Genomic DNA, 25,507 nt, shown 5'->3' with positions numbered 1-25,507 from the left:
CAACATATACTTTTGTATGGTCGACTATCTCTTGAAGGTGGTTTAGTGTCGTGCAAATTCAAAACAGCCATCGACACATACCACTAGGCCGTCAGCTGTCACCGAACTAAAACAAGGAGTTAACTTCATGGGCCAACGTCAACGTCCACTACGCAGCGCTGAATGGTTTGGTACGGCTGATAAAAACGGCTTTATGTACCGCAGTTGGATGAAAAATCAGGGTATTCCCGATCATGAGTTTCAAGGTAAGCCTATCATCGGGATCTGCAACACTTGGTCGGAGCTGACGCCCTGCAACGCCCACTTCCGCAAGCTCGCGGAGCACGTGAAGCAGGGCATCCTGGAGGCGGGCGGCTATCCGGTGGAGTTTCCGGTCTTTTCCAACGGCGAATCCAATCTGCGCCCCACGGCCATGTTCACCCGCAACCTGGCCAGCATGGACGTGGAAGAAGCCATTCGCGGCAACCCCATGGATGGGGTGGTACTGCTGGTAGGTTGCGACAAGACTACCCCGGCGCTGCTGATGGGCGCGGCAAGCTGCGACATCCCCACCATCGTGGTCACCGGCGGGCCGATGCTCAACGGCAAGCACAAAGGTAAGGACATTGGCTCCGGTACCGTGGTGTGGAAGCTCTCCGAGCAGGTCAAGGCAGGCGAAATATCGATGCACGATTTCATGGCCGCCGAGGCGGGTATGTCCCGTTCAGCGGGCACCTGCAACACCATGGGCACCGCCTCCACCATGGCCTGCATGGCCGAAGCGCTGGGTACGTCGCTGCCCCACAACGCGGCGATTCCGGCAGTCGATTCTCGCCGCTACGTGCTGGCGCACCTCTCGGGTAACCGCATCGTCGAGATGGTCAATGAAGATCTGCGGCTCTCCAAAATTCTCACCAAGGAAGCCTTCGACAACGCCATCCGTACCAATGCGGCGATTGGCGGCTCCACCAACGCGGTGATTCACCTCAAGGCGATTGCCGGGCGCATCGGTGTGGATCTGACGCTGGACGACTGGAGTCGAGTGGGCCGCGGTACCCCCACGGTGGTCGATTTGCAACCCTCAGGGCGGTTCTTGATGGAGGAGTTCTACTACGCCGGTGGGTTGCCTGCGGTGCTCAAGCGTCTGGGCGAGGCCGACCGGCTGCCGTTCAAGGACGCCTTAACCGTCAATGGCAAAACCCTGTGGGAAAACGTTCAGGACGCCCCGCTGTATAACGACGAAGTGATCCGCAAGCTGGATAACCCGCTCACCGCGGACGGCGGCATCTGCGTGGTTCGGGGCAATCTCGCCCCCAATGGCGCGGTGCTCAAGCCCTCGGCGGCAACAGCTGAGCTGATGCAGCACCGCGGTCGTGCGGTGGTGTTTGAGGACTTCGACGACTACAAGGCGCGCATCAACGACCCAGACCTGGACGTGGAAGCCAACGACATTCTGGTCATGAAACACTGCGGCCCGCGCGGTTATCACGGCATGGCCGAGGTGGGCAATATGGGCCTGCCGCCCAAGATCCTCGCCCAAGGCATTACCGATATGGTGCGTATTTCCGATGCCCGCATGAGCGGCACCGCCTACGGCACCGTGGTACTGCATGTGGCACCTGAAGCCGCCGCCGGTGGCCCGCTAGCCGCGGTACGTAACGGCGACTGGATCGAGCTCGACTGCGAAAGCGGTCGATTGCATCTGGAGGTCAGTGACGAAGAGCTGGCTTCGCGTCTGGCCGAAAGCGACCCCACCGCCGCCTCGACGCTGATTGCCAGCCAGGGCGGCTATCGACAGCTCTATATCGAGCGGGTGCTTCAAGCCGACGAAGGCTGCGACTTCGACTTCCTGGTGGGCTGCCGAGGTTCCGAGGTGCCGCGTCATTCGCATTAACTGACGAAGCTGGCCTGACTCTCCGACAGCGTCTCGCCATCGGTAGCGTGTAGCGCCATGGCGATGCCGCCCATGCAGGTCATGTCGCGATCCCAGGCGCAGCTTTCGATGCGGGTGGTGCCTCTCAGTTCGGCCACCAGGGCTTCATCAATGGCGCTGTGCATGGTGGCTTGCATGGCGTCAAAACCACGCACGCCGGAACCGGTAATCAACACTAGATCGGGGTTGAATAGCGCCAGCACATTGGCGATACCGATACCCAGCGCCCGGCCCGCCTCGGCATAGATGCGTTGCGCCGACGGGTCGCCGTTCAACGCCAGCTGGGTCAGCGCCTGCATCTGCTGCTCTGAAGGGTGGGCGCTATCGCCAGCGGGGAGGTTTAAATGGTCGGCGGCGGCGCGGTAGAGCGCGTAGTCGCTGGCATAAGCTTCAATGCAGCCTCGTCGGCCGCAGGCGCACAAGGCGCCATCCGGGTGGTATTTGCTATGTCCAAACTCCGCCGCTGAGCCATTAGCGCCTAGATAAGGCACGCCGTTAATCAGCACCGACATCCCGATGCCGTAGCCCAGCATAATGACCACTAAGTTGGGGCAGTCTACATAGGCGGGCTGTGCCGCCAGTACGCTGGCGATGCAGTTAGCATCGTTTTCCAGCAGCACGCTGCAGTGAAAACGCTCGGCAAGACGTGCCGATATTGGCGCGTTACGAAAGCTTAAAGCGGGAGACCAGATAATCGTACCGCTTTGCGACGAGACAACCCCCTGCACTGCCAAACAGATCCCCGCCAAGCGTTGAAATCCCTTTAGCTGTTGCGCGCAAATAGCGCTGATCTTCTCTTCCAGCAGCGTTTCCAGGTCCTCGGCGCTCAACATCAGGGTGGGCACCGCGTGGTACTCGCTATGGCGTACTTGGCCCAAAAAATCGCCCACCACCAACTGAATCTCATTGATCGATAGCTTGATGCACACCACGCAGGCGGCATTAGGGTCGAGTTCAATCAAGGTTTTTGGTCGGCCACGCCCGGTGGGACGGGGTGTTTCGGGTGGCCGTTCCGTGATCAACCCCTGCTGGAGTAGTTCAGCGCTGATGGAGGTCACCGTTGCAGAGCTGATGCCATTCAGCGCACCCAGGTCAACACGTGCAACCGGTCCTTGGTCTCGCAGGGTACGGATTACCGCCAGCGTGTTGTCATAGCGGCTGGTATCAGTCGACGGAAGCGCCATAAAAAATGCCGTTATTGTTCGAGGTGAAAAATCGCAAAATGCGACCTAAGTTGCATATGCATTTATTTATTTTAGCACCTAAAGTAAATAAAGCATCGCACGACAGCAAATAATATTGGTAAGCCTTAAACGCATAATAACAACAGTAACAACAGGTAGCTCCATGCTCTTATCAGCACGCAAACTCTGCCGCTCGTTTGGCGAAAACCAAGTGTTATTCGACGTTGATCTCGACCTTAAGGCGGGCGAAGTGCATGCCCTGTTGGGCGAGAACGGCGCGGGTAAATCCACCTTGGTAAAAATTCTGGCGGGTTACCTTCGCCCCACCTCGGGCGAGGTGCTAGTGGAGGGCAGCCAGCGTCACTACCGCTCCAGCGGTGAAGCCGAGGCCGACGGTGTGGTGATGATCCACCAAGAGCTAGCGTTGGCGGAACAGCTCAGCGTGGAAGAGAACATCTTCTTAGGTCGCGAACTGCGCCGGGGGCTTTTTCTGGATCGGCGAGCCATGCGGGAACTTAGCCGTGAGGCGCTGGCGGAACTCGAAACCGACGTCGATCCACGCGCTCGAGTGAAATACCTCAGCACCTCTGATCAGCAGATGGTGGAGATCGCCAAGGCGATCACCCGGGATGTGCGCGTGCTGATTATGGACGAGCCCACCGCCACCCTGACCGAAAACGAAGTAAAGGTGCTGTTCGCACTGATTGCCCGCCTGCGCCAGCGTGGCGTTGCGATTCTTTATATCTCCCACAAGCTGCGTGAAATTGAGCAGATCGCCGACCGTGTGACGGTGCTGCGTGACGGCCATTTGGTCGATAGCGGCCCGATGGCGGGGCGCAGCAAGGAAGAGCTGGCGCGACTGATGGTGGGCCGGGAGATTAACGAGATGTATCCCCCGCGTACGCACCTTTTGGCGGATGCACCGGTGGTGCTGGAGGCACGGGAGTTCGTGGTGCCCGGCGCCGTCAAGCACGCCAGCTTTACGCTGCGCCGGGGAGAGGTGCTGGGATTCGGCGGCATCGTCGGCGCCGGGCGAACGGCATTGATTGAAGCGGTGCTGGGCCTACGCAGAAAAAGTGCCGGTCAAGTGCTGCGCAACGGGCAGCCGGTGGTGTTGCGCCATCTTCGCGATGCGGTGCATCAGCGAATTGCCTATCTCACCGAGGACCGCAAGGGCAAAGGCTTGGTGCTCAACATGGATCTGCGCTCCAACGTCACCCTGCTCAATTTACGTGCTCACTGCCACCCATTAATCGACCGCCGCCGTGAAGAGCAGGCCTTTCAGCAGGCCATTGAGCGCTTTGATATCCGCCTGCGGACGGCAGTGCGCACCGCCTCGGAACTCTCCGGGGGCAATCAGCAGAAACTGCTGCTCGCCAAAGTGATGTCCATTGACCCGGAAGTCGTGATTATCAATGAGCCGACCCGGGGTATCGATGTGGGCACCAAGCACCAGATCTATCACTTTATCCACGAGCTAACCGAGTCGGGCTGCTCGGTCATTTTGATCTCTTCCGAGATGGGCGAGCTTATCGGTCTCTCCCACCGTGTGGCGGTGATGTGCGCAGGCGTGCTCACTGGCGTACTTGAAGGCGAGCAAATTAATGAACAAGAAATTATGCAGTACGCATCCGGTATTAAAGGAGTCGGGGTCGATGAGCAGCGTCATGGCTAATAACAAAACGACTAATAAAGCAGCTAATAAAATGATTACTCAAAAAGGCTTCGCGGTTGACCTGAAAACCTGGGGGCCGTTTGTGGCGCTGGTGGCTTTAGGGCTACTGGGCGTGCTGGTTAACCCGGCTTTTCTGGGGTTGGATAATCTTTCGAACATGCTCACCCGCAGTGCCTTTATCGGCATCATCGCCATCGGCGCTACGTTTGTAATTACCGCCGGTGGGTTGGATCTTTCGGTGGGGGCCATGGCGGCTTTTATTGCCGGGGTGATGATTATTCTCATGAATAGCCTCGTCGAGCAGTTCGGTGCGGGGTGGACCACCATACTGCTGGGGATTGGCGCTTCGTTGCTGTTGGGGATTTGCGCAGGCTTTATCAACGGCATCGTGACAACCAAGGGCAAAATTGAGGCGTTTATCGTCACCCTTGGCACCATGGGTATTTATCGTTCGCTGGTTACCTACCTTTCTGATGGCGGAACGCTGACGCTGGATTGGGCCGTGCGCGATATCTACCGGCCGGTGTACTACGGCAGCTTTTTGGGCATCACCATACCTGTGTGGGTATTTTTGGCAGTGGCCGTTATTGGCTACATCTTGCTCAACTATACGCGCTTTGGTCGCTACTGCTTTGCCATCGGCTCTAATGAGAAAGTTGCCGAATACAGTGCCATTCATGTGGATCGCGTGAAAACCCTGACCTACATGCTGCAGGGCGTGTGTGTGGCGCTGGCAACGATTATTTATGTGCCGCGTTTGGGCTCTGCCTCGGGCGCTACCGGGGTGCTATGGGAGCTTGAAGCGATTGCCGCGGTGATTATTGGCGGCACCATGTTGAAGGGTGGGCATGGACGCATCTGGGGCACGGTGGTGGGCGCCATCATGCTCACCATGATTGGCAATATTCTCAATTTGACCGACGCCATTTCCAACTATCTCAACGGCACGGTGCAGGGGATCATCATCATTGTGGCGGTTTATCTGCAGCGTGCATCGTGGAGGAAAACAGGACCATAAACTCACTAGCCATCAGCGCAACATCAACGACAAGCAGCACGCAACATAACAAGTACAAACACGAAAGGAGCATCACCATGCTAACCATCAAGACAGCAGTGAAGGCCTGCGTCACTACCGCAGCACTCACTTCAGCGATAGGGCTTTCCAGCGCCGCGGTTGCTCAGGAGGTCACCATCGGTGTATCCATTCCCGCCGCCACCCATGGTTGGACAGGGGGCGTTAACTACCACGCCGAGGAGGCCAAAAAACGCCTCGAGGAGCTCTATCCTGACATTGAGATCACTATCTCCACGGCGGGCACAGCGGGGGAGCAGGCCAATGATCTGGAGGATTTGGTATCGCTGCGCAACATCGACGCGTTGGTGGTGCTGCCGTTTGAGTCTGGTCCGCTGACCGATCCGGTGCGCCGGGTTAAAGAGTCCGGCGTGTTCGTGACCGTGGTGGATCGTGGTCTGACGGAAGAGGGGATCCAGGATCTCTATGTCGCGGGCAATAACCATGAGTTAGGCCGCGTCTCCGGTGAGTATATCCGCGAGCGCCTTGATGATCAGGGCGACATTGTGGTGCTGCGCGGTATTCCCACGGTGATCGACGATGAGCGGGTGCAAGGCTTCCAAGAGGCGATCGAAGGTTCTGAGGTCAACATCCTCGATATGCAGCACGCCAACTGGAACCGCGACGATGGCTTTGAAGTGATGCAGGACTACCTATCGCGCTTCGACAATATTGATGCCGTATGGGCCCAGGATGACGATATCGCGCTAGGGGTGATCGAAGCCGTGCGCCAAGCGGATCGTGAAGACGAGCTGTTTATCGTCGGCGGGGCGGGCATGAAGGACATTATCAAACGGGTGATGGACGGTGATGAGCTGGTGCCGGTGGACGTACTCTATCCGCCTGCCATGATTGCCACCGCCATGGATCTGACCGTACAGCACTTTGTCTCCAATGGCCCGGTATTGGGTGAGTACATTCTAGGCTCGCCGCTGATTACCCAGGAGAACGCCGAGCAGTACTACTTCCCCGACTCGCCGTTCTGATCGCTTATTGATTGCGTAGTGATTAATAGGCGCGGGTAACAAGCATTACTCCTTCCCGCGCCTACCCAAGCACTTAATCCAAACGATAGTGAGAGAGTCCTATGAAAACAATCAAAGGGCCTGCGCTCTTTCTCGCCCAGTTCGCCGGTGACGAAGCACCTTTTAATAGCCTCGACAGCATTGCTGGCTGGGCGGCGGGGCTGGGTTATCAGGGCGTGCAAATTCCCAGTTGGGATGCCCGCCTATTCGATTTAAAACGCGCTGCCGAGAGCCGCACTTACTGTGATGAGGTGATAGGCACTCTGGCCCAGCACGGCTTAGCACTCACCGAACTTTCCACCCACCTTCAGGGCCAGTTAGTGGCGGTGCATCCCGCTTATGATGAGATGTTCGATGGCTTTGCGGTGCCCGAAGTGCGGGGTAATCCCAAAGCGCGCCAGGCGTGGGCCGTCGAACAGCTAAAGCTGGCCGCCCAGGCGTCGCAAAACCTTGGTTTAACTGACCACGGCACCTTTTCCGGGTCGCTGGCGTGGCCGTTCATCTATCCCTGGCCCCAGCGCCCGGCGGGCTTGGTTGAAACCGCGTTTGACGAGCTGGCGAAACGCTGGCGCCCGATTCTGGATGCCTTTGACGAGGCCGGTGTGAACCTCTGCTACGAGATTCATCCTGGCGAAGACCTGCACGATGGCATCACCTTTGAGATGTTCCTTGAGCGGGTCGGTAACCACCCGCGCTGCCACATCCTTTACGACCCTAGCCACCTAATTCTGCAACAGCTCGACTACCGCGGCTTTCTGGACGTCTATCGCGAGCATATTCAGATGTTTCACGTTAAGGACGCCGAGTTTAACCCCAGCCCCAAACAGGGCGTCTACTCCGGCTACCAGTCGTGGACGGAGCGCGCGGGGCGCTTCCGCTCCCTGGGCGATGGCCAAATCGACTTCAAGTCGATCTTTTCCTGGATGGCGGCTAACGACTATCACGGCTGGGCGGTGCTGGAGTGGGAGTGCTGCTTGAAGCATCCAGAAGTCGGCGCCCGTGAAGGCGCAACCTTTATTCGCGATCACATTATTGAGGTCACCGAGCGGGCGTTTGACGACTTTGCCAGCGGTGGGTCTGACGACGCTGCCAATCGCCGCATTTTGGGACTCAATTAATTCAATCCAATTAATTCAATCCCGTTATTTCAACGACAGCGGAGGGCAATACGACATGAGCAATCAAAACCACACGCCGCGTCGGCTGCGCCTGGGCATGGTCGGCGGTGGCAAGGGGGCGTTTATCGGCGGCGTACACCGCATCGCCGCACGGTTGGATGACCATTACGAATTGGTTGCCGGGGCTTTTGCCTCTGACCCTGATCGCAGCCGGTCCGCCGCCGTAGAACTGCATGTGGACGCCGATCGCGCCTACCCCGACTACCAAACCATGGCCGAAGCTGAACGCAAGCGGCCGGATGGTATTGACGTGGTCGCCATTGTGACCCCCAACCATGTGCACTTCGACGTAGCGCGCACCTTTTTGGAAGCGGGTTTTCACGTCATCTGCGACAAGCCGATGACGATCACCCTGGAAGAGGCGCAAACCCTCGCGGAGCTGGTGGAACGGACGGGATTGTTCTTTGGCTTGACCCATAACTACTCCGGCTACTCATTGGTTCGCCAAGCGCGCGAGATGGTGGCCAACGGTGAGCTGGGTGATCTTCGCGTCGTCCAGGTGGAGTACCCGCAAGATTGGCTCTCCACCCGCTTGGAAGAGAGCGGCGTAAAGCAGGCCGAATGGCGCACCGATCCCAAACGCAGCGGCCCGGCAGGTTGTTTGGGCGATATCGGCACTCATGCGTATCACCTGGCGCGTTATGTCACCGGGTTACAACTGGAATCACTCGCCGCCGATATGCACACCTTTGTCGAAGGGCGAGCGTTGGATGACAACGTCCATATGCTGCTGCGCTTCAAGGGCGGAGCCCGGGGAATGCTGTGGTCGAGCCAGGTCGCGCCGGGCAACGAAAACGGGCTGCAGCTTCGCGTTTATGGCAGCAAAGGTGGCCTTGCCTGGCGCCAGGAAACGCCCAATCAGTTAGTCCATTCGCCCCAGGGAGAGCCCTCACGAATCCTTACGCGCAACGGCCCAGGCCTAGGCGACGCCGCCATGGCGGCTGCACGAATTCCACCGGGGCATCCGGAAGGCTATCTCGAAGCCTTTGCCCAGCTCTATCGCGATTTCGCCGTGCAAATTCACGCCCACCAACGGGGTGACCACGCTGATGAGCTGGCCATGCAAACGCCGGGCGTGGCCGACGGTGTCGATGGCTTAACGTTTATTACCCGCGCACTGGCATCGTCCGCCGCCGGTGGTCAGTGGGTGGATATGTGAAGACGGCCGCCTGAGATAACAACAACATCAAGAGAGAGCCGCTATGAACCAGCCCTTAGCGCGTTATGGGTGCCTTGAGCAGCGTGTGGTCTTTATTACCGGCGGCGGCAGCGGCATTGGTGCTTCGCTGACCCGTGCCTTTCATCATCAGGGCGCACGGGTGGTATTTGTCGATATCAACGACGAAGCCAGCGAGGCGTTGGTCGCCGAGCTTAGTGCCGCAGCCGGGGAGCCACCGCTTTACCACCACTGCGATATTCGCGATGTGGAAAGCCTGCAAAAGGTCATCGCCGATACCGGCCAAAACGTCGGGCCGATCCATACGCTCGTGAACAATGCCGCAAGCGATGATCGTCACCGTTGGCAGGATGTCGATGCTGCCTACTGGGATGAACGCATGTCGCTCAACCTACGACCCATGTTCTTTGCCGCCCAGGCGGCGGCTGAACAGATGATGAAAGTGGGCGGTGGTTCGATCATTAACTTTGGCTCAGTCAGCGTACAAATGGCGCTGGGCGGCCTGCCCGCCTACGTCACCGCCAAAGCCGCAGTGCATGGCTTAACCCGCAGCCTGGCCCGCGACCTGGGTGAATACAATATCCGCGTCAATACGCTGGTGCCCGGCGCAGTGATGACCGAACGGCAGCTCGAAAAGTGGATTAGTCCCGAGGACGAAATCACCATTCAAGAGCGCCAGTGTCTAAAAATTCGCCTTGAGCCCCAACATATCGCCCCCGCCGTGCTGTTTTTAGCCAGCGCCGAAAGCCAAGCCATTACCGGTCAGGAGCTGGCGGTGGACGCTGGCTGGGCTTGAGAGACGACTCAACAGCAAGCTTTAAAATAACATTAGGAGAATTTCATGCACGTATCTAACAAATACAACGTGCCCTGTTCACGCCCTCGTCACTTAGCGCTGGTTGTTGCCGCTGTTGCTGCTTTGGGGTCAGTAACCGCAGCCGCCGATACCACGGTGACGGTGTTAAGGATTGAAAGCAGCAGCGCCGAAAAGCGCTACTACGAGGAAGTGGTTGCCGCCTATGAAGCGGAGCACCCTGACGTTGATGTCGAATTCGAATACCTTGCCAACGAGGCGTACAAAACGCGCCTGCCCACCATGCTGCAGTCCAGCCAGCGCCCGGATATCTATTACACCTGGGGCGGTGAGGGGCTGCGCGATCAGGTGGATGCGGGATTTGTCCGCGACCTGAGCGAGCCGATGCGCGATGGCTGGCAGAATATCTATCCAGAATCTGCAGTGCGCGCTTTTACCCTCGATGATCGCGTCTATGGCGCGCCGCTCTACGCTACGGTGGTGGGTATCTGGGCGAACACTGCCCTGACAGAACAGGCGGGAGTGGATGCGCAAGCGATCACGACCTGGGAGGATTTTGAAAACGCCGTGGTGGCGCTGCGGGAAGAGGGCATAACGCCGTTGGTGGTCGGTGGTCAGGATGGCTGGCCGCTGCACTTCTATTGGGGCTCTTTAGTCACCCGCCTTGCCGGTGGCGACGGCATTGAAGCGGCCAAAAGCGGTGATAACGGCGGCTTTAACGGCGAACCCTTTGTGCGCGCAGGCGAGATGCTTCAGTCGCTTGTTGATCTTGATCCTTTTCAGTCAGGCTTTATGGCCACTTCCTACGAGCGCGCCAGCGGGATGTTTGGCGATGGTGAGGCCGCCTTCCACGTGATGGGTGACTGGGATTATCTTCCTTCCAAGCAGCGCTCAGTCAGTGGCGAGGGTGTCCCGGATGACGACTTGCTATTTATCCCTTTTCCAGAGGTCGAAGGTGGTGAGGGCAACGCACAGAGTTTTGGGGGGATGAACGGTTTTGCTGTCACCCGTGATGCGCCCGATGAAGCGGTCGACTTTCTGCGCTTTCTGCTCAATGCAGACAACCAGCGTAAAGCCGCCGCGACAGGCATCTTTGTGCCGGTTGCCGAGGGCTCAGCTGAAGCCCTTGAAACTCCCTATGCCCGCCGTGTCGCGGAAATTCTTGCGCAATCTGCCTTCCACCAAGTGTTCCTGGATCAAGCGCTGGGAACGTCCGTGGGCGCGACCATCAACGACATTAGCGGCGATTTGGCGCAAGGCGTGATCACCCCGGAAGAGTCTGCTGCCCAGGTTGATGAAGCCTGGCAGTTTAGATGATCTGCCCGCTAAAAGAGCACGCGTGTTACCGCCCGTGCTCATCCACGCTCTGTCTCGGAGTTTGCCATGACCACGCTTGACCGAACCGCCGTGCCGCGGAGAGGGAATGCTGACCGGGTGAAGAAAGGCTTGGTGAGCGGTAAATTCACCGCGCTATTAATCCTGCTTCCACCGGCGTTAATCCTTTTTTCGCTGTTCGTCATTCTGCCGCTAGCGGATGCCGTCTATTACAGCGGCTTTTCCTGGAATGGCTACGGTGCGCCCAGTGACTTTGTCGGCTCGCAAAATTATCAGCGCCTGCTCGATCACTCGGTGTTTCATACCGCGCTGTGGAATACCGCCAAACTGATACTGGTATCGCTGTTGATTCAGATGCCCCTGGCACTGGGGTTAGCACTGTTGGTGTACCGTAAGACGCCTACCAATACCCTGTTTAGGCTGGTATTTTTCCTGCCTTACATCTTGGCGGAAGTGGCCGCGGGGCTCATCTGGAGCTTTGTTTTTGACGGCGACTACGGCATTACCAGTTCGCTGTTGCATGCTATGGGCCAGGAGTCGGTGTATGTGTTGGCCGACCATCAATGGGCGTTTCCGGCGATTATGACCGTGATCGTTTGGAAGTACTTTGGCTTCCATATGATGATCTACATTGCCGCCCTGCAGAGCGTGCCCAAGGATCTGGTTGAAGCTGCCAAGCTTGAAGGGGCTAAACCCCGCCAAGTGGCGCTTTTTGTACAAATCCCGCTGATTAAGCATGCCATCGTGGTGAGTGGTTTCTTTGCCATTATCGGTTCGCTACAGATCTTCGACATTATCATCCCGATGACCAACGGCGGCCCCTCTAACTCGACCCATACCATCGTTACCTACCTGTACAGCTTCGGTCTCTCACGGCTCAATATTGGCTTTGGTAGCGCCGCTGCGGTTGTGCTGTTTGTGCTCGCTATCGGCATTGCCTTCTTCTACCAACGCACCACCGGCAAGGGGAGTAAGGCATGAAAAGTATCACTACCCGGAACACCCTGCGCGTGATCATTCTGATCGTGGTCGCGAGCGTGGTGATTGGCCCCCTGTTAGCGGCGTTTTTCGGTGGCTTCAAGGGGAATTCAGAGCTGCGTACCAATCCGCTGTGGCTGCCTGATAGTTGGGATGCCGGTAATTACATCGGCATCTTGCTGGACGGCAATTTCTGGCGCTATTTGGGTAACTCTTTCTTCATCTCGTTAATGACGGTGTTTTTAACCCTGGTGGTGGGGGCCGCAGCGGCTTATGTGTTTTCGCAGATCCGCTTCTTCGGCGCCAAGATGATCCTCTCCTATCTGTTGCTCGGCCTGATGTTTCCCTTTGCGGCGGCCATTCTACCGCTGTTTATCAAGGTGCGGGATTTGGGCCTGCTGGATACCTATTGGGCGGTGATCCTGCCCCAGACGGCGTTTGGTTTGTCGTTAGCCATCCTGCTTTTTAAGGCCTTCTTCGACCAACTGCCCAAAGAGCTTTTTGAAGCGGCCTATGTCGATGGGTGTAGCTATTTACGCTTCTTCTGGTCGTTCACGCTGCCGCTCTCGACCCCCATTCTGGCCACCGTGGGCGTGTTTGTTTTTGTGCAGAGCTGGAACAACTTCCTACTGCCGTTAGTCGTGCTCAACGACCGCTCTATCTACACCTGGCCACTGGGCATGATGCAATTCCAAGGGGAGTACCTTACCCAGTGGAACATGATTCTAGCCTTCGTGACCTTGACCATCATTCCGGCGGTTATCTTCTTTCTCGCCGCCCAGAAGTACATCGTGGCTGGCCTGACCGGCGGCTCGGTTAAGGGATAAAGGAGGATCCATAATGAACGATGTCATCCATAACCCTATTCTGGCCGGGTTCAACCCCGACCCCTCCATTTGTCGGGTAGACGGCGACTACTATCTCGCTACTTCGACCTTTGAGTGGTATCCCGGTGTTCAGATTCATCACTCCCGTGACTTGGCTAACTGGACGCTGGTCACGCGGCCCTTGAGCCGTGCCAGCCAGTTGGACATGCGCGGCAATCCGGACTCATGCGGCATCTGGGCGCCCTGCTTAAGCTACGCCGACGGGCTGTTCTGGCTGGTCTATACCGACATGAAGCGTTATGAAGGGAACTTCAAGGATGGCCATAATTACGTGGTGACAGCGCCGCATATCGACGGGCCCTGGAGCGATCCGGTCTACCTGAATTCAAGTGGCTTTGACCCTTCGCTGTTTCACGATACTGACGGCCGCAAGTGGCTGATCAACCTGCAGTGGGACTATCGCCAGCGCGAAGGGCGGGATCGTTTCGGCGGAATAGTGCTGCAACAGTATGATCCTGAGCAACGCCGCTTGGTGGGGGACATCACCAATATTTTTGCCGGTACCGAAATGAAGCTCACAGAAGGTTCGCATCTCTACTGGCGCGATGGTTGGTACCACCTCTTGGTGGCCGAGGGCGGAACGGGTTACCAGCATGCAGTGACCATGGCGCGTTCCAAAACGCTGACAGGCCCTTACGAGGTACATCCCCACAATCCACTTCTGACGAGTCGAGATGATCCTGAAAACCCGCTACAACGGGCTGGCCATGCAGATCTGGTCGACTCCCCTGAAGGTGATACTTATCTGGTGCATTTATGCAGCCGCCCCTTGCTAGGCACCCGGCTATCGCCGATGGGGCGCGAGACTGCTATTCAGCGCGTGGAGTGGGGTGAAGATGGCTGGCTACGGCTCGCTGATGAGGACAATGCACCAGCGGTAAAGGTAGCGATGAGTGGGGTGACGCAGAAGCCGCCTGTTCATGCGGAGCACTACGATTTCAAATCAGCAACGCTGCCTGATGTGTTTCAGTGGCTGCGTACCCCCTACCCGGAACGGCTCTTTTCGCTTACCGAACGACCCGGCTACTTACGTCTTTTTGGCCGTGAATCGGTAGGTTCCTGGTTTGAGCAGGCGCTAGTGGCGCGCCGTCAGGACAGCATTCACTGCAGTGCCGAAACGACACTCACCTTTGAACCCGAGGATATTCAGCAGTTTGCCGGGCTTATCGCCTACTACAACCGCTTCAAGTTCCACTATTTAGCGGTGACCTTGAACGATGCAGGCGACAAGGTGCTCAGCATTATCAGTTGCCTGGATGATTGGCCGAACGGGAACTTGAGTATCGCTGAACAAGGCATTCGCATTGAACCTGATGCCACTATTCGGCTTGGGCTGGATATCCACGCCCGCGAGCTGCGCTTTCGCTATGCCGAGGGAGATCAGCCCTGGCAACTGATTGGGCCAGCGTTAGATGCTGGCCTGCTTTCCGACGAAGGCAGCGGCCGCGCCCACGGCTATTTCACTGGCAATTTTCTAGGTATGGCCGCCCACGACATTAGTGGACGTGGCACCCCCGCCGATTTCCAGGCGTTTTGCTATCGCCGCGCCCCTCTTTCAGAGACGAGATAAGCTCATGGCTGAAGTAACACTACGCGACATCGAAAAGACGTTTCATGGCAAAACCACGGTAATCCCTGATTTAAATCTGCATATCGAAGATGGCTCTTTCACCGTGCTGGTTGGGCCTTCTGGCTGCGGAAAATCCACTTTGCTGCGCATGATTGCGGGCCTGGAGACCGTCACTCAGGGCTCGATCACTATCGGCGGGGAAGACGTTACCACTGCCGAGCCGAGTGACCGGGACATTGCCATGGTTTTCCAGTCCTACGCGCTTTACCCGCACATGACGGTCGCTCGCAATATCGACTTCGGCATGCGGCTGGCAAAAGTACCCACCAAAGAGCGGGAAGCCAAAGTGGCCGAGGCTGCACGCTTGCTCAACCTTGAGGATCTGCTCGAGCGTAAACCCGCCGAGTTATCCGGTGGGCAGCGCCAGCGGGTGGCCATTGGTCGTGCCATTGTTCGCAGCCCCGGCGTATTTCTGTTCGACGAGCCGCTCTCTAATCTGGACGCTTCGTTACGCAACCGCATGCGGGTCGAGTTGGCCGAACTGCATCAGCGGCTCGAGACCACCATGGTGTATGTCACCCACGACCAGGTAGAGGCGATGACACTGGCCGACTGCATTGTGGTGATGAACGCCGGGAAGATCGAGCAAATGGGCAAGCCCATGGTGCTTTATCAACGCCCCGAAACGCTGTTTGTGGCGGGTTTTATTGGCTCGCCGAAAATGAATTTGATCGAAGGTGCCCTAGCGGCGGCTTACGGAGCCAACACTCTAGGCATACGGCCCGAGCATCTAGAGGTGAGCAGCGAGCAGGGCGAGTGGAAAGGGCGTGTGCGATTCATCGAGAAGCTGGGCGCTGACGCTTTCGCCTATGTGGATAGCGAGCAGACCGGCCCGCTCACTGTCCGCCTTTCTGGCGATGTCGATCTTAGCCATGGCGATACGCTATTTATCACTCCCCAGCAGGCCCAACTCCACGCGTTTGATGCCGATGGAAAGCGAGTGCCTGATGACGTGGTACAAAAGCGTCCACACAGTCGCTAGAGTATTGTCTAGGAGCAGTAAAAAATGACGACGATCACCCTAGAAAATGCCCTGCTGCGTTTAGTAGTGAACCCGGAAGTGGGAGGCTCAGTAGTACGTTTTGATGCATTGACGCAGGCAGGAGTCGTGGCGCTTATGCGCCCAGGTAGCATTGATGAACGAGATCCGAATCAACTGGCGATGTACCCATTGATACCGTGGTCAAACCGGATTGCGAAGGGTGGCTTTGAGTGGCGTGGGCAATATTATCCCCTTGTGAAAAACCTTGAGAATGAGCCGTTGCCCATTCATGGCGATGGCTGGCAGCGGTCTTGGCAGGTCGTGTCACAAAGTGCGCGCACACTGCAGCTTGAACTGCGTTCTAATGAACAGCCTCCTTTTGATTATCACGCTGAGTTGAGCTATCGCCTGATAGATAGCCGGTTGGAAGTAGCCCTTAGCGTGACGCATTTAGGCGACCAACCTGCACCTTATGGCTTGGGCCTCCATCCTTGGTTTCCCCGCACTGGCGATACTCGGATTACAGCGCTAGCGGAAGGCGTTTGGGAGGTTGATAAAGAGCAACTGCCACGTGAATGGCACCGCCTGACACCGGAGTCCACCTGGAACTTCAGTAATGGGAAAGCGCTACCCGAACGCTTAATCGACAACCTCTTTACCGGTTGGAAAGGCCAAGCACGAATAGAATGGCCAGCTCGCGGTGTGGAACTTGAGCTCACTACTGTACCCACCATGTCCCGCTATCTGGTTTTCTCTCCCCATGCTCAAGCGGATTTTTTCTGTTTCGAGCCCGTAAGCCATGTGGTAGATGCCCACCATAGCGTCTCATCTTTAACCGAGGGGTTAGTTGAACTGGCCTCTGACCAGGCAACCTCGATGACGTGTCAGTTTAGCTATCAAACGACTTAGTAGCCTACAGGCCTCTTTTAACTTCGATAGCGCAGGCACTGGTTTCAATGTGGCGTTGATGCTGCTGGGCTGCGCGATTGGTGCTTACGCCTTCTATGCGATCAGTGCCATTGCCCCTGTCTTCTTTGTTATCTACTTCGTCAAAGAAACGTGCGGGAAAGAGCTTGAAGAAATAGCTTATGAGTAAGTCGTTATATTGCCCCGATTACCTGCTCAATCGGGGATCATGTGCCTCTTTTAAACAGCATGGTGCTAGTTTTTGTTAATAAAATCATGAAGTTGTTGGTCTATTGAGGCATATAAGCAATTGTTTAACAATGATTTTTATTTGCTATTGGGGAGAGGTGGCACGGGCGCTGCAACGTTAAGAGGGAGAGCGTGACAGGTAGGATGAACTGGCGCTCTTAACTCTAAAGCCGAGGTGCAATGCTCGCACCAACGTTAAAGCAGTAAAGCTATATAGGAGCAGTATCATGATGAAGACGGACTCTCTCAAGAAGCTTGGCATCCTAGGTGTATCATTTGGTCTACTGACCAGCCCGTTAGCTTTTGCCGAAATGGAAGGCAGTGGCGAAGAGCAAGAGCCTACCCCGCAGGAAGAGCCGATGCAGGAAGGTGAAGGTACCTACAACAGCTACGACACTGAGCAGGATAAAGGTCAGGATGCAGGTACTGAGTACGAAGAGGAAGAGGAAGAATTCACTTACGAAGAAGAGGAAGAGGAGCAAGAAGTACCCGCCACCGATGAAGAGGAGGATGATTCCGGCTGGTAATTGCAATCTTTAAGGAATAACTTTTCTCGGGCTCAAGGATGAGTCGGAATATGCCCCGCCAATTGCGGGGCATCTTTGTGTAGGCCATCAATATTTTTAATCAGCGTGCGTTGATAGTTTAAAACAGCAGTGGTGTTGAGCATCCATTTGCATAACACTTTATTGATTGCTCCCTCACAAGGATGTTTCGATGCCGCTGAATTGGATGCCTCTGAAATGGACAGACAAGCCCCAACTGCCCAAAGCGGAAGGCCGTATAGAAGCGATTGATTTGGCGCGTGGCTTAGCCATTGGCTTGATGATCGTAAGCCATGCTGTCAGTGGTCTCGTCGGTATTCGTAATGTGCCTGATTGGGGAATGGTGCCGATTCATTTTCTGACCAAGTTCTCCTCTTCGCTGTTTATTATAGTGTTTGGCATTGCGCTGGCAGTGGCATTTCTTGCTCACACTCAGAGCGAAGACTGGCCTAAACGACGGCTCAAACTCTGGCTCCGCGCCGTAGAAGTATGGTTTTGGTACAAGGCGCTGACTATCTTTGAAATGCTTCCCTACTACCCACCTAACGAGATCGTCGATGCCTTGCTCTATGGGCGCTTTGCGATTTGGGTCGAAATCTTAGGTTTCTATGCCATTGCGCTGCTTTGGGTGCCGCTGATGTTACCGCTATGGGCGCGGGCACCGCTCTGGAGTCGACTCGCAACGATTGGTGCGTTAACCGCGCTGACCGTCTGGCTGCAGAGTCTTACGTTTGGTGGCAACGATATTCTGAAAGCGCTGCTGGTGGATCATGAAGACCACTATGCCTGGGGGCAGATCAGCCGCGCACCGATGATTCTAATCGGGCTGCTTATCGGTGAAGCACTACTTCGCTGCTATTTTGAACCGACCACTCGCCGTCGCTTAGTACTCACGCTGTTAGGACTGGGCGCGCTAATGGTAGCAGCATTTTATGCGCTGGCGTTTTCCAATGGTGATGTGCACGCGGCGATGCTCGCCGTGGCCAACAATGTCGGTAAGCATCCGCCGGGGCTTGAGTTCATGCTGTTTAGCTTAGGCGGCGCCTTGGTGCTGTTAGCCCTGGCGTTAGCCGGAGGCGCCAAAGCAGCCAAGGTATTAAGGCCGCTGACGATTGTCGGTTCCGATGCTCTGAAAGCATTCATTTTCCATATTGTGATGATCTTCTTAGTACTGCGCTTTTTGTGGGAAGGCGAGGGAATGTACACCTATCCACAGGCGCTTGGCGTGGGCGGGCTGTTGATACTTGGCGCCGCGGCGTGGATTTGGATGACCCGCTGGATGACGAATCACCGTTAAGAGCGATTAATAACTGCTGGAGCTTACGATTTGCGACACTGGATACAATGTGGACTAATGGCAGTAGCGCTGCTGGTTGCGCTCCCTATTTATGCAGATGGGTACAATACAAATTGGTACTATGAAGTCGATAAGCAGAGCGCCTGGCAGGGCGATTTAACCGCGCGCTTAAAGGCCATTGAAGGTGTATTTGAGGGCGAGCTCGGCGTTTATGTACAAAATCTCGCCAGTGGTGAAGGGTTTTCCTGGCGTGCCGATGCCCCTTGGTATTTAGCCTCGCTGATTAAAATACCGGTGGCGGCGCAAGTGCTGGCCGAACGTCAGGCAGGCACCCTGACGCTGGATGAGCGGCTAATGCTTGCCCAGAGTGACTTTGTCGATGGCGCGGGCCCCACCAATTGGCACGACCCCGGTACGCCTATCTCCATCCGTTACTTGATGGAGCAGATGATCACCGTCAGCGATAACACCGCTACCGATATGTTGATTGATCGAGTGGGGCTGGATGCCGTCAACGAGCGCGCTCGTACCATGATCGCGGCAAGCGGCGGCAACCCTGACGAGATCGGGCCTATCTCAAAATTGGTCGGTGTGCGCCAGGGTGTTTATGGCGAGCTTCACCCTGATGCGCGCGCGCTTGGTGGAATGGATTTTATCGCTCTGCGCCAGCATGCGGTAAGCCAGCGTGCCCAGGCGTTGGCCCGCGCGCTAGGCGTTAGCACAGAATCCTTTACCCAGCCCGATTACGACCATGCGTTTGATGCCTACGAAGCCACCGGCGAAAACGTGGGCACCTTACGCGCTTTTGGCGACCTTCTAGCTAGCCTGCACGGCGGCACAGATGACTTAAGCGCCGAGCAGCGGCAAACGCTGTTAGCGGTGATGCAGCGAACCAGTTCTGGTAAGCGGCGTCTTAAAGCGGGCCTAGGGGAAGGCATAAACTTTGCCCATAAAACCGGCACTCAGCAGCGGCGCAGTTGCGATGCCGGTATTGCCGAGCGTGCCAACGTTGAGACAACCACCGAAGGGCCATGGGTGATCGTTAGCTGTGCTCGCGGGCCCGTAGCGGTAAACGCGCACGAACGCGCCTTGGCCAGTGTCGGTGAAGCGTTGCGTTATAGCGGAGCCCTGGGTAAGCCGTGATAAACTACCGCCCCGAATGACCCTCAGAACCTACTTAGTCAGGAGCAACTTATGACACAAGCCAGCGCCCGCCACATTTTAGTCAGCAGCGAAGAGCAGTGCCTAGCACTCAAGAAAGAAATCGAAAACGGCCGTGACTTTGCTGAAGTCGCCAAAGAGCACTCCAGCTGCCCCTCCAGCCGCCAAGGCGGCGACCTCGGCAGCTTTGGCCCCGGCCAAATGGTGCCTGAGTTCGATAAGGTCGTCTTCAATGACGAGGTCGGCCAAGTGCACGGCCCGGTGAAAACCCAGTTTGGTTATCACCTGCTCGAAGTCACCAGCCGCACTTAATTCTGCCTAAAAGGCCGTCAAGCACCGCGGTTGTTCAACCGCGGTGTGAGGAGTACGCCTTGAACGACCCGATTATTACCATTAACGCCCTGAACAAAACCTACGAAGGTGGCTTTCAGGCGTTAACCCACATTGATTTAACGATTCAGCGTGGTGAAATCTTTGCCCTGCTCGGCCCCAACGGAGCAGGCAAAACCACGCTGATTAGCGTGGTGTGTGGCTTGGTCAATCCCACCGCAGGCCATGTCATGGTCGATGGGTTCGATAATATTACCCACTACCGCCAGGCCCGTGAACGCATTGGATTGGTGCCCCAAGAGCTGACCAACGAAGCGTTTGAAACCGTCTGGAACACCGTCAGTTTCAGCCGTGGTCTGTTTGGCAAAGCGCCTAATCCTGCGCATATCGAGAAAGTGCTCAAGTCGCTGGCGCTCTGGGATAAGCGCAACAACCGGCTAATGACGCTCTCGGGCGGCATGAAACGCCGTGTGTTGATCGCCAAAGCGCTCTCCCATGAGCCGCGCATTCTATTTCTGGATGAGCCCACCGCCGGGGTCGACGTTGAACTGCGCCGTGAGATGTGGGATGTCGTGCGCCAACTGCGCGATAACGGCGTGACGATCATATTGACCACCCACTACATCGAAGAAGCCGAAGAGATGGCCGACCGCATCGGCGTCATTAATCGCGGTGAACTGGTGCTGGTAGAAGAGAAAGCCGCCTTGATGAGCAAGTTGGGCAGCAAGCAGCTAACACTGAACTTACACAGCCCGCTGACAGAGATACCTGCGAACCTACAACGCTTTGAACTGAGCTTAGCCGCTGAAGGGTTTGAATTGATTTATACCTACGATGGCAGCCAGGAAGAGGACGGTCACGCGATTTCAGAGTTTTTAACTGCGCTGGAGCGGGAAGGGGTCACCTTTAAAGATCTCAATACTCGGCAAAGCTCGCTTGAAGATATTTTTGTCGATTTGGTTAAGGAGCGCGCATGAACCTTCACCCCGTTCGCGCCATCTATATGGCCGAAATGGCCCGTACGCGCCGCACGTTACTGCAGAGCATTGTCTCGCCCGTCATCTCCACATCGCTCTATTTTGTTGTGTTCGGTGCCGCGATCGGCTCGCGAATCAGTGAGGTCAATGGGGTTAGCTACGGCGCCTTTATCGTGCCGGGTCTGATTATGCTAATGCTGCTGACGCAAAGCGTTTCCAACGCCTCCTTCGGTATCTTTTTCCCGAAGTTTTCCGGCAGTATCTATGAGCTGCTTTCAGCGCCTATTTCACATTTAGAGATTGTGATTGGCTACGTGGGCGCGGCAGCTTCAAAATCGATACTGCTGGGGCTGATTATCCTGGCGACCTCAAACTTCTTTGTGCCGCTGGAGATTGCTCATCCATTTTGGATGCTCTTCTTCCTCGTGCTAACGGCGGTCACCTTTAGCCTGCTCGGCTTTATCATTGGTATATGGGCGGATGGCTTTGACCGGCTACAGCTGGTGCCGCTGTTGGTGATCACGCCGCTGACCTTTTTGGGCGGCAGCTTCTACTCTATTGATATGCTGCCGCCGTTTTGGCAAACCATCACCTTAGCCAATCCTGTGGTGTACCTAGTGAGCGGCTTTCGCTGGAGCTTTTACGGTATTAGCGATGTTAGCCTAGCGGCCAGCGTTGGCATGATCACCCTGTTCCTGGTCGCTTGCTTGGCCACGATTGGCTGGATTTTTCGCACCGGTTACCGCCTTAAACCCTAATTTACGTTTAACTTCTGGATGCTAGCAGACCCTTATGCCACTACTGCAAAGTATTGTGCACCGCCTTGACCCGACGCTAGACGGTGAGCGCCTAACCCTAACCGCTGCGCCCCAAGAACAGGCGGCTCCCAGCGATGACCCGGTAATGACAAGCCTAGTGGGTGCGCTGAACGACACCTACAACACCAAGCCCAAAGGCTGGGGGCGCTTTGCCGACGAGGGCGAATCAGCAGGGCCGCTTGCGGTGTGGCTGCGCGCTTACCTTGCCGGTGAACAGAGCTTTGCTGAGCTCTCTATGGCACTGGCCGAACGGCTGACCAAGCAGCTTCAAGAGCAGCTGTCAGTCAGTGGTTACCTAGTGATCAGCCACCAGCGCCAGGGCGATACGGAAACCCTGTTGATAGCTTTGGTGCACCAGCGCGAAGGTATTGGCATTAATGCTGAGCACCACGCGGTGCCCGCCGCACAGCTCAATACCAGCCAGCTGACGCTGGCCGCGCGCATCAATCTTACCCAGTGGCAGAGCGATGCCCCGAGTGCGCAGTATGTTTCATTCCTAAAAGATCGTGGTGGCAAAAAACTCGCTGAAGGATTGGTTGCATTGCTGGGTATGGAAGAAGGAGTGGATGCCCCGGCAGAAACCCGCACGCTGCTAAAAGCGTTTAGCGACTACGTCGAGAAAGAGGATTACGACGACGAAGTGAGCCGTGAAAAAACCGACACGCTAGTGGACTACGCCAATGAACAGCTGCGTCGGGGCGAACCGATGACCCTGGATGAGCTTTCCGGCTTGGTCAACGAACAGCAGCCCAAAGCGTTTTACGAGCATATCCGCAACGCCGATTACGGGCTCTCGCCGGAAATCCCCCCCGATAAGCGCACCTTGAGCCAGTTCCGCCGCTTCACCGGGCGTGCGGGCGGCGTCTCGATTAGTTTTGACTCCCATCTGCTCGGTTCAAGCATTGAGTACGACGCTGCCCAGGATCGCTTGATCATTAAGCAAGTGCCCAAGCAGTTGAGAGAGCAACTTACCAAGAAAGATTGAGTTAGCCACGCGGCTGTCTCTCACCAGGAGAGCTCTCTTTTGTTGACGTAGCAAGCGAGAGCATAAAGGGGAGTAGCGCTTGAAAAGTGTCACTGTGCTAGCATTTGAGTAGTGAAATAGGAGCTTGCATGAGCGAAGCGGATACGTCCCGACCTGCCGACCACGACAGTCCTTGGAAGATGGCGCTGGAAGGGTATTTCCAGGAATTTTTGGATCTGTTGTTCCCAGACATTCATGAACAAGTGGATTGGTCGAAAGGCTTCAGCTTTCTCGACAAGGAGTTACAGCAGATCACGGCGGATGCCAACAGTGGCAGGCGTTACGCCGATAAGCTGATCAAGGTCTATGCACGGAACGGCAGTGAAACGTGGGTGCTGATCCACGTTGAGGTACAGGGTGAGCCGGAGGAAGCCTTTGCTGAGCGAATGTATACTTACCAATACCGACTACGTGATCGTTACGGGGTAGATGTGGTGAGCCTGGCGGTGCTGGCCGATACACGCGATAGCTTTAGGCCCACTACTTTCCGCTATCAGCGCTGGGGTTGCGAGCTGACCTTTACCTTCCCTACAGCTAAACTGATTGATTGGGAAGCACGCTGGACGGCACTGGAAACCAGCAACAACGTCTTTGCGCTGGTGGTAATGGCCCAGATCCACGCTAAGCGATTGAAGGACGGCGCTACGCGCAAGGATGTCAAGATTGCTCTTATTCGGCTGCTGTATGAACGGGGCTACAGCCGCGAGCAGATTGTGCGGTTGTTTAATATCATCGACTGGATGCTCCAGCTGCCAAAAGCCTTGGAGTCCGAGTTTGTCCAGGCGGTCTACGCCATACAGGAGGAAAAGCACATGCCTTACGTCAATACCGTTGAGCGCTTTGAACGTGAAAAAGAGCGTCAAGAAGGTCGCCAAGAAGGTCGTCATGAAGGCGTGGAAGGTACGCTGCGTAAGCAAATCGCCTTAAAGTTCGGCGAGATGCCCGATTGGGCAGATCAGCGCCTGACGTCGGCTTCAGACGCACAGCTAGATGAGTGGGTAGTACGGATCCTGACAACAGATAGCTTGGAAACCCTGCTTGATAAGCACTAATCTGTTGATCAAAATTCTCCCACGTATTAAAGAGGGCAGCCCCAAATGGCTGCCCTATGTGTATGAGTCTGGTGATGGTTCTTCGATTAGGGATTTTCATCAGCGTATACCAACAAGCCTTTCTTCACCTCGTATTGAATAGCTACCAACTGTTCATGGATGCACTTCAAGGGTTAGGCATGGTCAGACGTCGGTAACTATCAATGGAGAACCCTATGCTGAATGCCATTAGTGATTTTTTCCAGCGCACACTGGCGCAACCCGAGCAGCGTGAAAACCAAACGTTGACGCTGGAGCTCGCCACCGCTGCGCTGCTGTGTGAAATTGTCCGCGCCGACTACGATACCACCGACGAAGAGCTAGCCAGCCTGCGCAGCATGCTTATTGAGCGCTATAAGCTAAGCGAAAGCGATGTAGAAGAGTTAATGCTGCTTGCTCAGGCGGAAGTGGATGAAGCCGTTGATCACTACCAATTTGTTAGCCTGATTAAAGAGCACTATAACTACGGCCAGCGCTGTGAGCTGGTGGCACAAATGTGGCAGCTGGCTTGGGCCGACGGCAATGTTGACCCGCTAGAAGAGCACCGCATTCGCCGCCTGGCGGATTTGCTACATGTCAGCCACAGTGATTTTATCCGCACCAAACTGCACGTAGAGGAGCGCAATAACCACGATGCATAACCGCAATGAAGACTCGAATTTAATGGACCTAATTGACTCAATAGAGAACATGGAGCAGGACGCTCCTCGAATCAGCGTTGATGATGTGGTTTATGCCGTAGGTCGGCGCTCGTTTGGTCCGCTCCTGCTGGTGGCTGGCTTAATTACGCTGACGCCGATTATTGGCGATATACCCGGTATGCCCACGCTGATGGCCGCGCTGGTACTGTTGGTGTCAGTGCAATTATTGGCGGGCAGTGAAGCGTTTTGGCTGCCTAAATGGCTGCTAAATCGCTCAATTTCGCGGCAAAAGTTTGATAAAGGCATTCATTACATGAAAAAGCCCGCCCGCTGGGTGGACGGGCTGCTGAAGGTTCGTTTGCCGTGGCTGACCGGGTATATCGGTATCCGCGTGACGGCGGTGGTATGCCTGCTTATCGCACTCGCCATGCCGCCCATGGAGTTTATTCCCTTTTCAGCCAACGGCGCGGGGCTGGCGCTGTCACTGCTAGGGCTAGGCCTGGTTGCCCGCGATGGGGTGGCGCTGCTGCTGGGGTTTGCGCTGTTTGGCGCTACCTGCGCCTTTATCGCGATGAATCTGTTATAAATTGAAGCGTTTTATTGTGTCCGGCGTTTA

24 protein-coding genes and 1 pseudogene are annotated in these 25,507 nt (G+C 56.0%); 24 read left to right on the top strand and 1 reads right to left on the bottom strand.

What is annotated here, in order from left to right; all coding sequences use genetic code 11:
- Positions 1 to 127: 127 nt before the first annotated feature.
- On the top strand, positions 128 to 1,873 hold the full coding sequence (locus Q3Y66_RS16640) for an IlvD/Edd family dehydratase (protein ID WP_008959431.1): 1,746 nt from the start codon (positions 128 to 130) through the stop codon (positions 1,871 to 1,873).
- On the opposite strand, the gene Q3Y66_RS16635 is transcribed toward Q3Y66_RS16640, so the two are convergent.
- Entirely contained in the window at positions 1,870 to 3,096 is a 1,227-nt protein-coding gene (locus Q3Y66_RS16635) for an ROK family transcriptional regulator (protein ID WP_008959432.1), read from the bottom strand. The two genes, Q3Y66_RS16640 and Q3Y66_RS16635, sit on opposite strands and share 4 nt — an antisense overlap.
- 163 nt (positions 3,097 to 3,259) lie before the next feature.
- Between Q3Y66_RS16635 and Q3Y66_RS16630 the strand changes: the two genes are divergently transcribed.
- The 23 genes and pseudogenes from Q3Y66_RS16630 to Q3Y66_RS16520 all read left to right on the top strand — a co-directional run bounded on the left by Q3Y66_RS16630 (position 3,260) and on the right by Q3Y66_RS16520 (position 25,477).
- Positions 3,260 to 4,771 carry a sugar ABC transporter ATP-binding protein gene (locus tag Q3Y66_RS16630; RefSeq protein WP_008959433.1) on the top strand — a complete coding sequence of 504 codons (1,512 nt, stop codon included), beginning with the start codon at positions 3,260 to 3,262 and terminating at the stop codon, positions 4,769 to 4,771.
- Positions 4,764 to 5,789, top strand: coding sequence for an ABC transporter permease (locus Q3Y66_RS16625; protein ID WP_035587327.1), 1,026 nt, complete (start codon positions 4,764 to 4,766; stop codon positions 5,787 to 5,789). The genes Q3Y66_RS16630 and Q3Y66_RS16625 overlap by 8 nt, the downstream gene beginning before the upstream one ends.
- 77 nt (positions 5,790 to 5,866) lie before the next feature.
- Complete coding sequence (locus Q3Y66_RS16620) at positions 5,867 to 6,832, top strand: ABC transporter substrate-binding protein (protein ID WP_008959435.1); 966 nt, start codon at positions 5,867 to 5,869, stop codon at positions 6,830 to 6,832.
- Between the two features lie 101 nt (positions 6,833 to 6,933).
- Positions 6,934 to 7,989 (top strand): sugar phosphate isomerase/epimerase, encoded by a 1,056-nt coding sequence (locus Q3Y66_RS16615; protein WP_008959436.1) that lies wholly within the window; start codon positions 6,934 to 6,936, stop codon positions 7,987 to 7,989.
- Between the two features lie 55 nt (positions 7,990 to 8,044).
- Positions 8,045 to 9,208 carry a Gfo/Idh/MocA family protein gene (locus tag Q3Y66_RS16610; RefSeq protein ID WP_008959437.1) on the top strand — a complete coding sequence of 388 codons (1,164 nt, stop codon included), beginning with the start codon at positions 8,045 to 8,047 and terminating at the stop codon, positions 9,206 to 9,208.
- Positions 9,209 to 9,251: 43 nt separating this feature from the next.
- Positions 9,252 to 10,022 (top strand): SDR family NAD(P)-dependent oxidoreductase, encoded by a 771-nt coding sequence (locus Q3Y66_RS16605; RefSeq protein ID WP_008959438.1) that lies wholly within the window; start codon positions 9,252 to 9,254, stop codon positions 10,020 to 10,022.
- 45 nt (positions 10,023 to 10,067) lie between these two features.
- Positions 10,068 to 11,357 carry an ABC transporter substrate-binding protein gene (locus Q3Y66_RS16600; protein WP_008959439.1) on the top strand — a complete coding sequence of 430 codons (1,290 nt, stop codon included), beginning with the start codon at positions 10,068 to 10,070 and terminating at the stop codon, positions 11,355 to 11,357.
- Positions 11,358 to 11,423: 66 nt separating this feature from the next.
- On the top strand, positions 11,424 to 12,356 hold the full coding sequence (locus tag Q3Y66_RS16595) for a carbohydrate ABC transporter permease (RefSeq protein ID WP_008959440.1): 933 nt from the start codon (positions 11,424 to 11,426) through the stop codon (positions 12,354 to 12,356).
- Positions 12,353 to 13,180, top strand: coding sequence for a carbohydrate ABC transporter permease (locus tag Q3Y66_RS16590; RefSeq protein ID WP_008959441.1), 828 nt, complete (start codon positions 12,353 to 12,355; stop codon positions 13,178 to 13,180). Before Q3Y66_RS16595 ends, Q3Y66_RS16590 begins: the two co-directional genes overlap by 4 nt.
- A gap of 13 nt (positions 13,181 to 13,193) precedes the next feature.
- Positions 13,194 to 14,810 carry a glycoside hydrolase family 43 protein gene (locus Q3Y66_RS16585; RefSeq protein ID WP_008959442.1) on the top strand — a complete coding sequence of 539 codons (1,617 nt, stop codon included), beginning with the start codon at positions 13,194 to 13,196 and terminating at the stop codon, positions 14,808 to 14,810.
- A gap of 4 nt (positions 14,811 to 14,814) precedes the next feature.
- Positions 14,815 to 15,852, top strand: a complete 1,038-nt coding sequence (locus Q3Y66_RS16580; RefSeq protein ID WP_008959443.1) for an ABC transporter ATP-binding protein — start codon at positions 14,815 to 14,817, stop codon at positions 15,850 to 15,852.
- A 24-nt stretch (positions 15,853 to 15,876) separates the two neighbouring features.
- Positions 15,877 to 16,761 carry an aldose 1-epimerase gene (locus Q3Y66_RS16575; protein ID WP_008959444.1) on the top strand — a complete coding sequence of 295 codons (885 nt, stop codon included), beginning with the start codon at positions 15,877 to 15,879 and terminating at the stop codon, positions 16,759 to 16,761.
- Between the two features lie 49 nt (positions 16,762 to 16,810).
- Positions 16,811 to 16,948 (top strand): hypothetical protein, encoded by a 138-nt coding sequence (locus tag Q3Y66_RS16570; RefSeq protein ID WP_193365462.1) that lies wholly within the window; start codon positions 16,811 to 16,813, stop codon positions 16,946 to 16,948.
- Positions 16,949 to 17,234: 286 nt separating this feature from the next.
- Positions 17,235 to 17,534: a hypothetical protein gene (locus Q3Y66_RS16565; protein WP_008959446.1), complete on the top strand. Its 300-nt coding sequence runs from the start codon at positions 17,235 to 17,237 to the stop codon at positions 17,532 to 17,534.
- A 190-nt stretch (positions 17,535 to 17,724) separates the two neighbouring features.
- Positions 17,725 to 18,849 (top strand): OpgC domain-containing protein, encoded by a 1,125-nt coding sequence (gene opgC / locus Q3Y66_RS16560; RefSeq protein WP_008959448.1) that lies wholly within the window; start codon positions 17,725 to 17,727, stop codon positions 18,847 to 18,849.
- Between the two features lie 57 nt (positions 18,850 to 18,906).
- Complete coding sequence (locus Q3Y66_RS16555; RefSeq protein ID WP_008959449.1) at positions 18,907 to 19,992, top strand: serine hydrolase; 1,086 nt, start codon at positions 18,907 to 18,909, stop codon at positions 19,990 to 19,992.
- Between the two features lie 42 nt (positions 19,993 to 20,034).
- Positions 20,035 to 20,322: pseudogene (locus Q3Y66_RS16550) on the top strand (peptidylprolyl isomerase); the annotation flags it as partial.
- 59 nt (positions 20,323 to 20,381) lie between these two features.
- The gene (locus Q3Y66_RS16545; RefSeq protein ID WP_008959451.1) at positions 20,382 to 21,317 is read left to right on the top strand and encodes an ABC transporter ATP-binding protein; all 936 of its coding nucleotides are present in this window, start codon (positions 20,382 to 20,384) and stop codon (positions 21,315 to 21,317) included.
- Positions 21,314 to 22,075, top strand: coding sequence for an ABC transporter permease (locus Q3Y66_RS16540; protein WP_008959452.1), 762 nt, complete (start codon positions 21,314 to 21,316; stop codon positions 22,073 to 22,075). Before Q3Y66_RS16545 ends, Q3Y66_RS16540 begins: the two co-directional genes overlap by 4 nt.
- 34 nt (positions 22,076 to 22,109) lie before the next feature.
- Positions 22,110 to 23,120, top strand: a complete 1,011-nt coding sequence (locus Q3Y66_RS16535; protein WP_008959453.1) for a nucleoid-associated protein — start codon at positions 22,110 to 22,112, stop codon at positions 23,118 to 23,120.
- Positions 23,121 to 23,248: 128 nt separating this feature from the next.
- Entirely contained in the window at positions 23,249 to 24,211 is a 963-nt protein-coding gene (locus tag Q3Y66_RS16530) for a hypothetical protein (protein WP_008959454.1), read from the top strand.
- A 215-nt stretch (positions 24,212 to 24,426) separates the two neighbouring features.
- Complete coding sequence (locus Q3Y66_RS16525) at positions 24,427 to 24,891, top strand: TerB family tellurite resistance protein (RefSeq protein ID WP_008959455.1); 465 nt, start codon at positions 24,427 to 24,429, stop codon at positions 24,889 to 24,891.
- The gene (locus Q3Y66_RS16520; protein ID WP_008959456.1) at positions 24,884 to 25,477 is read left to right on the top strand and encodes an exopolysaccharide biosynthesis protein; all 594 of its coding nucleotides are present in this window, start codon (positions 24,884 to 24,886) and stop codon (positions 25,475 to 25,477) included. The genes Q3Y66_RS16525 and Q3Y66_RS16520 overlap by 8 nt, the downstream gene beginning before the upstream one ends.
- Positions 25,478 to 25,507: the final 30 nt, after the last annotated feature.

The organism is Halomonas sp. HAL1 (assembly GCF_030544485.1).
In the GTDB taxonomy this organism is placed as follows: domain Bacteria; phylum Pseudomonadota; class Gammaproteobacteria; order Pseudomonadales; family Halomonadaceae; genus Vreelandella; species Vreelandella arctica.
This window is presented reverse-complemented; position numbering and strand designations above follow the sequence as displayed.